Raw genomic sequence first — 11,795 nt, 5'->3', positions numbered from 1 at the left:
CGCCCGGCGGCATGGACGACCAGCAGTAAGGGAACTATGTGAAGCGAAGCAGTCCGCTGTCACCGTTGTTGCTTGGAGCCTGCGGGCTCCTGGCCCTGAATCTCCAACCGGTTGCCCAGGCAGCCGATGATATAGACCCCCACCTGCGCCACATCGGGCCATCGCTGCTACGCGATGCGCCCGCGGCGGTGCCTGCGCGGCCACCGACCGGCATGGCCCCGGTCGCCAGTGGCGAGCGCCTGGGCCTGACCGAGGCGGTGTTGCAGGCCGCGCAATGGCACCCCAGCATCGCAGAAGCGATCGGCAACCTGTACAAACAGGGCGAAGGCATCAACGTCGCCCGCGCGGGTTACTACCCGCAGATTTCCGGCGGTATCCGCACCGGTTATGACACCGGCTACGGGGGCGATCGCAACAGCCAGGCCCTCAACCTGTCGCTCAAGCAGATGCTCTACGATTTCGGCAAGGTCGACAGCGCCGTCAACGCGGCGCAGGCCGCCGCCGCGCGGGCCCAGGCCAATATCCTGCTGGTGGTGGACGACCTGGCCCGTGACACTGCCTATGCCTGGATCGAAACCCGCCGCTACGAACAGTTGATGGCCATTGCCCGCGAGCAGATCCGCGGCGTGGGCGACATTGCCGGGATGGCTCGCCAGCGCAGCGACATGGGCGCCAGCACCCGCTCCGACGTGGTACAGGCCGAATCCCGCGTGGAAAGCGCCCGCGCCACCCTGGAGGAATATCAGTCGCAATACGAGCGCTGGCGCTCCACCCTGGCCGCGCTGATGGGCCGCGTGACCCCGCCGGCCCTGGCCGAGCAGTCGCCTGCGGCGTTGAACCAGGCCTGTAAGCGGCCTGCGCAAGGCGATGATCGCCTGCCGGCCGTGCTGATGGCCCTGGCCCAGCGTGCGCAAGGCCAGGCAGAGCTGGCCCAGGCCAAGGCCGAGGCCTACCCGACCGTGTCGCTGCAGCCCCAGGTCAACCATTACCTGGACAACGACTACAACCGCGATAACTCACGCATGGACCGCACCCAGGCGGGCATCTACCTCAACGTCGAGGTACCGATCTACCAAGGCGGTGCGATCAGCGCCCGCAGCCGCGCTGCCAGCCACGCCTTGAGCGCCGCCGACTCCGCCGAAGATGCCGCGCGCCTGCAGGCACGGCGTGGCCTGGCCGAGGCTCAGGCACAAACCTCCGGGCTGGGCCGCCGGCTGAGTTCGCTGGAAGCGCGCCAGGTCAGCATCCAGGAGGCTCGCATGCTCTATGGCCGCCAGTATCTGGACCTGGGCACACGGCCCCTGCTCGACCTGCTCAACGCCGAGCAGGAGATCTACCAGTCACGGTTCGAACTTGCCGGCACCCGCTCCGATCTGCTGCGCCTGGATGTCGACTGCCTGTACAACACCGGCGCGCTGCGCACGGCCTTTGGCCTTGAGGGGCGCAACCTGCAAGGTGTGGAGATCCAGCCATGAGCGATTCGATCAATGTAACCCTGCCCACCCAGCCAGCGGCAGCAGCGCCGGACGCGCCGCACCGGCCAGACCTGGGGCCGTGGCTGGAGGTGATGCTGCAGGTGGCGCACCACTACCGCCTGGACGTGTCGCCCCAGCGTATTCGCCTGGCGGCGGTGGAGGATGCCCGGCCGCTGGACGAAATTCTTCGCCACATGGCCCGCCAGGCCGGCCTGGCACTGCGCTTCGTGCGCTTCGATGCCAAGGGCCTCCGGCAATGGCGTACACCGCTGGTACTGGAGCTGGACGATGGCCAGTTGGCCGTGGTCGAGGCAGTCACCGAAGAAGATGACCTGGCGGTGGTGTTCGCCGGTGACCAGGGCCTGACCACACGCCTGCCCCGCGACACGCTCAAGGGCCGCATCACCCGGGTTGCGCTGTTGCGCCCGGCGCGACCACTGCGCGATGTGCGCACCGATGACTACACTGCCCCCTACGACCGCCACTGGTTCGCCCGTATCGTGCTGCGCGACCTGCGCCCCTATGGGCAGGTGATGGTCGCCTCGCTGGTGGCCAACGTGCTGGCGCTGGCCGGGGTGCTGTTTTCGATGCAGGTCTACGACCGTGTGATCCCTGCAGAATCGCTACCCACCTTGTACGTGCTGTTCGGCGGCGTGGTGCTGGCGCTGGTGTTCGACTTCAGCATGCGCCTGCTGCGCCTGAAGGTCACCGACCTGCTCGGCAAGCGCGCCGACCTGCGGGTGAGTGACCTGGTCTATGGCCATGCCTTGCGCCTGCGCAACTCGGTGCGGCCGAAGTCCACCGGCTCGTTCATTTCGCAACTGCGCGAGCTGGAGTCGATCCGCGATTTGATCACCTCCAGTACTGCCACGGCGTTGGCCGACCTGCCGTTTTTCCTGCTGTTCTTGTTCGTGTTCTGGCTGATCGGCGGCGTGCTGGTGTTCATTCCGCTGGTGGCGCTGCTGGCCATGCTGCTGCCAGGCCTGCTGGCGCAGCGGCGCCTGGCGCGGCTGGCCAACGCCTCGATGCGCGAGTCGGCGCTGCGCAACGCCATGCTGGTGGAAAGCATCCAGGGCCTGGACGAAATCAAGGCGCTGCAGGCCGAGGCACGCTTCGAGCGCCAGTGGAACCAGTACAACGCAGCCTGTGCGCACACCAACCTGCGCCTGCGCACGCTCACCAACGGCCTGGTGACCTGGACCCAGAACGTGCAAGGTGCCGTGTTTGCCGTGGTCATCGTGGTCGGTGCACCGATGGTGATCGCCGGCGACCTCACCACCGGTAGCCTGGTGGCGGCGTCGATGCTGTCGTCGCGGATGATGGCGCCGCTGGCCCAGCTGACCCATGTGCTGACCCGCTGGCAGCAGGCCAAGGTCGCCCTGCAAGGCCTGGACAAGCTGATGCAGTCGGCGGTCGACCACCCCGAAGGCGAAGCACGCGTGCACCTGCCGGCAATCCGCGGTGAATACCGCCTGCGCCAGGCCAACTTCCGCTACAGCGAAGAATCCCCGCCGGTGCTCAACATTGGCCAACTGGATATTCAGCCGGGCGAACGCATTGCAGTGCTCGGCCGCAACGGCGCGGGCAAGTCCACCCTGCTGCAGGCGTTGGGCGGGGCCATGGACCTGGTACAGGGCGAGGTCAGCCTGGACGGCATCGCCCTGGCCCACCTCGACCCTGCCGACCTGCGCCGCGACGTAGGCTTGCTGCCGCAGTACGCGCGGCTGTTCCACGGCACCCTGCGGGAAAACCTGACCCTCGGTGCCGGCCAGGCCAGCGACCAGGAACTGGTGGCCGCGCTGGCTGCCACCGGGGCGCTGGACTTTGTCCGCCGCCTGCCCAAGGGCATGGACCACCTGATCCTCGAAGGCGGCCTGGGCCTGTCTGGCGGCCAGCGCCAGGCACTGGTGCTGTCGCGCCTGTTGGTGCGCCAGCCACAGGTGCTGCTGCTGGATGAACCTACGGCATCGCTGGACGACATGACCGAGCGCAAACTGCTGGATAACCTGGAGCGCTTCTGCCAGGGCCGCACGCTGGTGATCGCTACCCACCGCCTGAGCGTGCTGCAACGGGTCGAGCGCATTGTGGTGCTCGACGGTGGGCGCATCGTCATCGATGACACCCGCGATGCCGCATTGGCCAAACTGCAAGGAGCGCAGGCATGAGCGACCACGAACTCCCGGCGTCCTACCTGGACGGGCAGGACGACCGGGCCGTTTTCCGCGCCGGGCGCCTCATCACCCTCAGCGCGCTGATGCTGGCCGCATTTCTGGCCTGGGCCGCCTGGTTCGAGGTGACCGAGGTTTCCACCGGTACCGGCAAGGTCATCCCCAGCTCCCGGGAGCAGGTGATCCAGTCGTTCGAAGGGGGTATCGTCGCGCAGATGAACGTGGCCGAAGGCGACCTGGTCGAGCGCGGCCAGGTACTGGCGCAGTTGGACCCGACCAAGACCGCCTCCAGCGTGGGCGAAAGCGAGGCCAAGTACCGCGCCGCCAAGGCCAGCCAGGCCCGGCTGCAAGCCGAGGTGACCGGCAAGCCGCTGGCCTTCCCGGCCAGCCTGCGCGACTCGCCCGAGCTGATCGAAGCGGAAACGGCGCTGTACCAGACCCGCCGCCGTGGCCTGGAGCAGACCCTGGCAGGCATCGAGGATTCGCTGCGGCTGGTGCGCAGCGAGCTGAAGATCACCGAAAACCTGGCGAAAATGGGCGCCTCCAGCCGGGTGGAGGTCATCCGCCTGAACCGCCAGCGTTCGGAGCTTGAACTCAAAGCCAACGAGGCCCGCTCCGACTACCTGGTGCGCGCCCGGGAGGAGCTGGCCAAGGCCAGCGCCGAGGCCGACAGCCTGTCAGAGGTAATCCGCGGGCGCAGCGACTCGCTCACCCGCCTGACCCTGCGTTCGCCGGTGCGCGGCATCGTCAAGGACATCGAGGTGAACACCCTGGGCGGCGTGGTACAGCCCGGTGGCCAGGTGATGAAAATCGTGCCGATGGACGAGCGCCTGCTGATCGAAACCCGCATCGCCCCGCGCGACATTGCCTTCATCCACCCGGACCAGGCGGCCAAGGTCAAGATCAGTGCCTATGACTATTCGGTGTATGGCGGGCTGGATGGCAAGGTGGTGGGTATTTCGCCGGATACCTTGCAAGACGAGGTGAAACCGGAAATCTACTACTACCGCGTGTTCATCCGTACCGAGCAGGACAGCCTGAAGAACAAGGCCGGCAAGCACTTCGCGATTGTCCCGGGGATGATTGCCACAGTGGATATCCGCACTGGCGAAAAAACCATCCTCGATTACCTGATCAAACCGCTGAACCGGGCCAAGGAGGCCCTGCGCGAGCGGTAACTGGCCGGCAAGCCGGCTCCCACAGGCGCTGCATATCTTTTGGCAAACACCTGTCAGCCCTGATGTGATCCCTGTGGGAGATTCTATGGTTTCTGGCAAGGGTAGCCGGAGCATCTTCAGCGCCTGTGAGATCGAGCGCCGCCCGCGCGGCGCAATCGCGAGCTGCGCTCGCTCCTACGTTTGTTTCGGGCCAGTAACGCCTGTGACGGGCGCGCGCGGCCGCCTTGTTTATACGGCGCGATATTGAGGCATGCACCAAGGCGTTCGCGCGCAAATCCCACAGGAATAATTGGCCCGAAACAAACGTAGGAGCGAGCGCAGCTCGCGATTGCGCCGCGCGGGCGGCGCTCGCTCTAACAGGCGCTGCCATACCTTGTGGCAAACACCTGTCAGCCCTAAGGCGATCCCTGTGGGAGCCGGCTTGCCGGCGATTAGGCCAGAACAGGCAATACAGACCTAAAGCCCGGCCCGACCAGGCCGATAACCGGTTATCCCCCCTGTTTCCCACCGAAGGTCACCATGGCCACGCAAAAAGCCCGCGCGGACTCCTTGTCGCTGCTGCTGTTCACCCTGCGCAGCGGCAAGCTGATGGCAATCAACCTGCTCAAGGTCAGCGAGATCATCCCCTGCCCGCCGCTGACCAAGCTGCCCGAGTCGCACCCCCACGTGAAAGGCGTAGCCACCTTGCGTGGCCATTCGTTGTCGGTCATCGACCTGTCCCGTGCCATCGGCGAGCAGCCGCTGGAGGACCCGCAAGGCGGTTGCCTGATCGTCACCGAGATCAGCCGTTCGCGCCAGGGCCTGCACGTGCAGGCCGTAAGCCGCATCGTGCATTGCCTGAGCACCGACATCAAACCGCCGCCCTATGCCTCGGGCAACCGCTCGTTCATCACCGGTGTTACCCGCGTCGACAACACCTTGGTGCAGGTGCTGGATATCGAGAAGGTCATCCACGGCATTGCACCGCCTGCGCCAGAGCCAGCGCGCGGCTCAGTAAGCGCAGAAGACGCCAGCCTGCTGGCCGCCACCAATATCCTGGTGGTGGACGACAGCCAGGTGGCCCTGCAGCAGTCGGTGCACACCCTGCGCAACCTGGGCATCGAGTGCCACACCGCGCGCAGCGCCAAGGACGCGATCAATGTGCTGCTGGAACTGCAAGGCACTGCACAGGAGATCAACGTGGTCGTCTCCGATATCGAAATGAGCGAGATGGATGGCTACGCCTTCACCCGAACCCTGCGTGAAACCCCCGACTTCCAGCACCTGTACGTGCTGCTGCACACCTCGCTGGACAGCGCCATGAGCAGCGAGAAGGCAACCCAGGCCGGGGCGAATGCCATCCTCACCAAGTTTTCCTCGCCGGAGCTGACCGATTGTCTGGTGGTGGCAGCACGTGCCGTGGTGTTCGCCGAGCACTGATATATTCAGCGACAAACTCCCCGGCTTGCTGCCGGGGGCAAGTCGGGCATAATTCGGGCCCTCGCAAAAAATTTGCCGGAACCCGCCATGAAGTATCTCAGCTCCATCCTGATCGGCTGCGCCCTTTTCAGCGGTATCGCCCAGGCTTCCAGCAGCCAGGCCTGGAACACGCAGCGCCAGCAGATGCTCAAAGCCTGCCTGGCGGCCAGCCAGTTCAAGGACGCCCACGCCCGCGGCAAGCCCGCCGAATTCGATGACCAGGTAGGCATGAGTGCCTTGCTGGTCGAAGGTGTCTACCCGCAGAAGCACATGCAGCAGCGCACTGGCACCGAGCTATGCCTGTACGACCGCCAACAGCAGCGTGCCTTCGTCAGCGAATGGAGCCCGCAAGCCAAGTGACCGCCACCTTGCGTTTTGGCTGCACCGGATGCGGCAAGTGCTGCAGCGGCCACCATGTCCCCCTGACCCTGGCCGAGGCAGGCCGCTGGGCACATGACGGCGGTCAGGTGGTTGTGCTGATCGAAGCCTTCGTCACCGATGGCCCGGGCATGCCGGTGGAGCAACGTGAGCATGTGCTGCGCCGGTCGTACCCGGTAGCCTGCGGCAATGGCCAGGCGCGGGTGTCGGTGACCTTTGCCGCGTTTAACCCCGGCCGCTGCCGCAACCTGGACGACAACGACCGCTGCAGCATCTATGAGCAACGGCCGTTGGTGTGCCGCATCTACCCGGTGGAAATCAACCCGCACCTCCCCCTGCGCCCAGAGGCCAAGGACTGCCCGCCAGAAGCCTGGCAGCAGGGGCCTGCGCTGCTTCACGGCACGCAACTGGTGGATGCCGGGCTGGAGGCATTGGTGCAGGCTTCGCGCCAGGCCGACCGTGACGACATTGGCGCCAAGGTGGCGGTGTGCCAGGCACTGGGCATGACCACCAGTGCGCTCAAGGGCAACGGATTTACCGCCTACCTGCCGGACATGGGCGCGTTTGCCGGGGCGCTGGCGCAGGTGCCGGATGATGACGGTACACAGTGGACCTTGCATGTGGAGGATGAGACGCTGGCGGCGGGCTTGCAGGGGCATGGTTTGCACACCACCAACGAGCCCCCGGTGTATTACGCCTTTATCGGTTTCTAGCCCTGCAGGTGGTGGGCGCGGGTTCACCCGCGAGGGAGCAGACCGGGCAGCCGGTTATCTGAAACTGACACGGTTGTCAGCCAGCGGTCACGCTGCCGACCCGGTTCGGCGGCTATAAGATGGAATGACTGACCACCCTCCCCATTGGCCAAGGTGCCCGCACCAATGCGACGTCCGTTCCGCTCTGCCTTGCTTGCCGCCTTGGTACTGCTCATCCTGGTAGCAGCGGGAACTTGGTACACCCAGCGCCAGCCTGCCCCCGCCGCCCGCTCGCAAACGGCCATCCCGGTGCGGGTGGTAACCGTCGTCCAACGGGACGTACCCCGCTACGCCAGCGCCATCGGTTCGGTGCTGTCGCTGCACAGCGTCGAGGTGCGCCCGCAGGTCGAGGGGGTACTGACCCAGGTTCTGGTCAAGGAAGGCCAGTGGGTCAAGCAGGGCGACTTGCTCGCCACCCTCGACGACCGCGCCATACAGGCCCAGCTCGACCAGGCGCGCGCCCTGCTCGGCCAAAGCCAGGCGCAGATCCAGGTGGCGGCAGTGGACTTGCGGCGCTACCGCCTGCTCAGCCGCGATAACGGCGTGTCCAGGCAACAGCTCGACCAGCAACAGGCACTGGTCAACCAGTTGCAGGCCACCGTCAAAGGCAACCAGGCAGCCATCGCCAACGCCCAGGTGCAGTTGTCGTATACCCGGATCCGCTCGCTGGTGACTGGCCGGGTGGGCATTCGCAACGTCGACCCGGGCAACCTGGTACGCACCAGCGACACGCAAGGCTTGTTCAGCGTGACGCAGATCGACCCGATCGCCGTCGAGTTCGCCCTGCCCCAGCAAATGCTGCCAACCCTGCAACGCCTGCTCACGGCACCGGCCCCTGCGCTGGTGCAGGCGTACATGGACGCTGACGGCGAACGCAGCCTGCTTGGCGAAGGCCACCTGGCGCTGATCGATAACCAGGTTTCCGCCACCACCGGCACCGTGCGTGTCAAAGCCGAATTCGACAACAAGGACGGCCGCCTGTGGCCGGGGCAACTGGTCACCGTTCGCCTGCGCACCGCCGTGCAGGAAAATGCCCTGGTGGTCCCGCCGCCGGTGGTGCAACGTGGGGTGGACGGGCACTTCGTCTACCGCCTGGACGGCGACAAGGTCACCAGCGTGCCGGTCAAGGTGCTGTACCAGGACAGCGAGCTGAACGTCATTGCCGGTGTCAAGCCGGGTGAGCGCCTGGTGCTCGATGGCCAGTCGCGGCTCAAGCCCGGTTCACGGGTAGAGGTCAGCCCCGATGCGCCTACAGCGCCGGCCATGGCAGACCAGCGGAGCCAGCCATGAACACGCGCAACGGTGTTTCGGCCTGGTGCATCGACCACCCCATCGCCACCTTGTTGCTGACCTTCGCCCTGGTGCTGTTGGGCGCCATCGCCTTCCCACGGCTGCCGGTCGCCCCCTTGCCCGAGGCCGATTTCCCCACCATTCAGGTGACCGCGCAACTGCCCGGCGCCAGCCCGGAAACCATGGCCTCGTCGGTGGCAACCCCGCTGGAGGTGCAATTCAGTGCCATCCCCGGCATGACCCAGATGACCAGCAGCAGCGCGCTGGGCTCGACCACCCTGGTGCTGCAGTTCACCCTCGACAAGAACATCGACACGGCCGCGCAGGAAGTGCAGGCGGCGATCAACACCGCTACTGCGCGCCTGCCGCAAGACCTGCCCAACCCGCCCACCTGGCGCAAGGTAAACCCGGCCGACAGCCCGGTGCTGGTGATGACAGTCAGCTCCAGCCAGATGCCCGGCAACGACCTCAGCGACTACGCCGAAACCTTGCTGGCTCGGCAGTTGAGCCAGATCGAAGGGGTCGGCTTGATCAACATCACCGGGCAACTGCGCCCGGCGATCCGCGTGCAGGCGCAGCCGGAAAAACTCGCCGCCATCGGCCTGACCCTGGCCGACCTGCGCCAGGCCATTGCGCAAACCAGCCTGAACCTGGCCAAGGGCGCCCTGTACGGCGAACACAGCGTGTCGACCCTGGCCGCCAACGACCAGCTGTTCCACCCCGAGGACTACGCGCAACTGATCGTCTCGTACCGGAACGGTAGCCCGGTGTACCTGCGCGACGTGGCCACGGTCGTCAGCGGCGCGGAAAACGCCTACGTCAAGGCCTGGTCCGGCGACCAGCCGGGGCTGAACCTGGTGATCTTCCGCCAGCCCGGCGCCAATATCGTCGACACCGTGGACCGGGTCATGGCCGCGCTGCCCAAGCTGCAGGAAATGCTGCCGGCCTCGGTCGAGGTGTCGGTGCTGCAAGACCGCACGCAAACCATCCGCGCCTCGCTGCATGAGGTGGAACTGACCTTGATGATCGCCGTGGCGCTGGTCATCGGGGTGATGGCGCTGTTCCTGCGCCAGTGGTCGGCGACGCTGGTGGTATCCAGCGTACTCGGGGTATCGCTGATCGCCAGTTGCGCACTGATGTACGTGCTGGGCTTCAGCCTGAACAACCTGACCTTGGTGGCCATTGTCATTTCCGTGGGTTTCGTGGTGGACGATGCCATCGTGGTGGTGGAGAACATCCACCGCCACCTGGAAGCCGGCGACGACAGCCGTACCGCAGCGCTCAAGGGTGCAGGGGAAATCGGCTTCACCGTGGTCTCGATCAGCCTGTCGCTGATCGCAGCGTTCATCCCACTGCTGTTCATGGGCGGGGTGGTTGGCCGGCTGTTCAAGGAATTCGCCCTGACCGCCACATCCACCATCCTGATTTCAGTGGTGGTGTCGCTGACCCTTGCGCCGACCTTGTGTGCGCTGTTCATGCACCGCCCACCTGGCGGGCACCAGGGCGGTTTCGGCGAACGCCTGGTCAGCTGGTACGAGCGGGGCCTGAACCATGCCCTCGCCCACCAGCGCGTGACGCTGGGCGTGTTCGCAGTGACCCTGGCGCTGGCGGTCGTGGGCTACGTGGCCATCCCCAAGGGCTTTTTCCCGCTGCAGGACACCGGCTTCATCCTTGGCACCAGCGAGGCGGCCGCGGATGTGTCGTACCCGTCGATGATCGAGAAACATCAGGCGCTGGCGAAAATCATCGGTGCCGACCCGGCGGTGCGCGCGTTCTCGCATTCGGTGGGCGTTACCGGCAGCAACCAGACCATCGCCAACGGCCGTTTCTGGATTGCCCTCAAGCCCCGTGGCGAGCGGGATGTCTCGGCCAGCGAACTGATCGACCGCCTGCGCCCCAAGCTGGCCCAGGTGCCGGGGATCGTGCTGTACATGCGCGCCGGCCAGGACATCAACCTCAGCTCCGGCCCTTCACGCACCCAGTACCAGTACGTGCTCAAGAGCAACGACGCCGAGGCGCTCAACCTGTGGACCCAGCGCCTGACCGAGCGGCTGCGCAACAACCCGGCGCTGCGCGACCTGTCCAATGACCTGCAACTGGGGGCCAGCGTCACGCGCATCGACATCGACCGCCAGGCCGCCGCCCGTTTCGGCCTGACCACTACAGACGTCGACCAGGCACTGTACGACGCCTTCGGCCAGCGCCAGATCAGCGAGTTCCAGACCGACACCAACCAGTACAAGGTCATTCTGGAACTGGATGCGCGCCAGCGTGGTAAAGCCGAGAGCCTCAACTACTTCTACCTGCGTTCGCCCCTGAGCAATGAAATGGTGCCCCTGGCGGCCGTGGCCCATGTGGCGCCGCCCAGCACCGGGCCGCTGTCGATCAGCCACGACGGCCTGTTCCCGGCCGCCAACCTGTCGTTCAACCTGGCCCCGGGCGTGGCCCTTGGCGATGCGGTGAGCATCCTTGAACGCACCCAGCGCGAGCTGGGCATGCCCGATTCGATCAGCGGCAACTTCCAGGGCGCAGCGCAGGCCTTCCAAAGCTCGCTGGCGAGCCAGCCTTGGCTGATCCTGGCGGCACTGGTGGCGGTGTACATCATTCTCGGCGTGTTGTACGAAAGTTTTGTCCACCCACTGACGATCATCTCCACCCTGCCCTCGGCGGGCCTTGGCGCGTTGATCCTGCTGTGGGCCATGGGCCAGGACTTCAGCATCATGGGGCTGATCGGCATCGTGCTGCTGATCGGCATCGTCAAGAAAAACGGCATCCTGCTGATCGACTTTGCCCTGCAAGCTCAGCGCCAGCAGGGCCTTTCACCGGAACAGGCGATTCATCAGGCCTGCTTGACGCGGTTCCGGCCGATCATCATGACCACCCTGGCCGCGCTGCTCGGCGCGGTACCGCTGATGTTCGGCTTTGGCACCGGCGCGGAATTGCGCCAACCACTGGGCATTGCCGTGGTCGGCGGCCTGCTGGTGAGCCAGGCGCTGACGCTGTTCACCACCCCGGTCATATACTTGGCCCTGGAGCGCCTGTTCCATCGCCGTCAGGCTGCCCGCGCGGCAGCGCCAAGTGCCAGCTAGGACAAGA

At 65.9% G+C, this 11,795-nt stretch carries 8 protein-coding genes; all 8 read left to right on the top strand.

Annotation, left to right across the window (positions count from 1 at the left end):
- Positions 1-38 precede the first annotated feature (38 nt).
- The 8 genes from AACG97_RS04560 to AACG97_RS04525 all read left to right on the top strand — a co-directional run bounded on the left by AACG97_RS04560 (position 39) and on the right by AACG97_RS04525 (position 11,788).
- The gene (locus AACG97_RS04560) at positions 39-1,475 is read left to right on the top strand and encodes a TolC family outer membrane protein (RefSeq protein WP_047149712.1); all 1,437 of its coding nucleotides are present in this window, start codon (positions 39-41) and stop codon (positions 1,473-1,475) included.
- Positions 1,472-3,640 (top strand): type I secretion system permease/ATPase, encoded by a 2,169-nt coding sequence (locus tag AACG97_RS04555; protein WP_054890296.1) that lies wholly within the window; start codon positions 1,472-1,474, stop codon positions 3,638-3,640. Before AACG97_RS04560 ends, AACG97_RS04555 begins: the two co-directional genes overlap by 4 nt.
- Complete coding sequence (locus tag AACG97_RS04550; protein WP_115293400.1) at positions 3,637-4,821, top strand: HlyD family type I secretion periplasmic adaptor subunit; 1,185 nt, start codon at positions 3,637-3,639, stop codon at positions 4,819-4,821. Before AACG97_RS04555 ends, AACG97_RS04550 begins: the two co-directional genes overlap by 4 nt.
- Positions 4,822-5,340: 519 nt before the next feature.
- On the top strand, positions 5,341-6,240 hold the full coding sequence (locus tag AACG97_RS04545) for a chemotaxis protein (RefSeq protein WP_009685181.1): 900 nt from the start codon (positions 5,341-5,343) through the stop codon (positions 6,238-6,240).
- An 87-nt stretch (positions 6,241-6,327) separates the two neighbouring features.
- Positions 6,328-6,639: a hypothetical protein gene (locus AACG97_RS04540; RefSeq protein WP_009685180.1), complete on the top strand. Its 312-nt coding sequence runs from the start codon at positions 6,328-6,330 to the stop codon at positions 6,637-6,639.
- The gene (locus AACG97_RS04535) at positions 6,636-7,370 is read left to right on the top strand and encodes a YkgJ family cysteine cluster protein (RefSeq protein WP_054890585.1); all 735 of its coding nucleotides are present in this window, start codon (positions 6,636-6,638) and stop codon (positions 7,368-7,370) included. The genes AACG97_RS04540 and AACG97_RS04535 overlap by 4 nt, the downstream gene beginning before the upstream one ends.
- Before the next feature lie 165 nt (positions 7,371-7,535).
- Positions 7,536-8,699: an efflux RND transporter periplasmic adaptor subunit gene (locus AACG97_RS04530; protein WP_125855696.1), complete on the top strand. Its 1,164-nt coding sequence runs from the start codon at positions 7,536-7,538 to the stop codon at positions 8,697-8,699.
- Complete coding sequence (locus AACG97_RS04525; RefSeq protein WP_125855695.1) at positions 8,696-11,788, top strand: multidrug efflux RND transporter permease subunit; 3,093 nt, start codon at positions 8,696-8,698, stop codon at positions 11,786-11,788. The genes AACG97_RS04530 and AACG97_RS04525 overlap by 4 nt, the downstream gene beginning before the upstream one ends.
- Positions 11,789-11,795 lie beyond the last annotated feature (7 nt).

The organism is Pseudomonas sp. Nvir (genome assembly GCF_963778085.1).
Taxonomy (GTDB): Bacteria; Pseudomonadota; Gammaproteobacteria; order Pseudomonadales; family Pseudomonadaceae; genus Aquipseudomonas; species Aquipseudomonas juntendi.
This window is presented reverse-complemented; position numbering and strand designations above follow the sequence as displayed.

Bases quoted from the DNA above. Each gene is read 5' to 3' on its own strand.
- AACG97_RS04555 (WP_054890296.1), top strand. From the start codon at position 1,472: ATGAGCGATTCGATCAATGTAACCCTGCCCACCCAGCCAGCGGCAGCA.
- AACG97_RS04550 (WP_115293400.1), top strand. From the start codon at position 3,637: ATGAGCGACCACGAACTCCCGGCGTCCTACCTGGACGGGCAGGACGAC.
- AACG97_RS04545 (WP_009685181.1), top strand. From the start codon at position 5,341: ATGGCCACGCAAAAAGCCCGCGCGGACTCCTTGTCGCTGCTGCTGTTC.
- AACG97_RS04540 (WP_009685180.1), top strand. From the start codon at position 6,328: ATGAAGTATCTCAGCTCCATCCTGATCGGCTGCGCCCTTTTCAGCGGT.
- AACG97_RS04530 (WP_125855696.1), top strand. From the start codon at position 7,536: ATGCGACGTCCGTTCCGCTCTGCCTTGCTTGCCGCCTTGGTACTGCTC.
- AACG97_RS04525 (WP_125855695.1), top strand. From the start codon at position 8,696: ATGAACACGCGCAACGGTGTTTCGGCCTGGTGCATCGACCACCCCATC.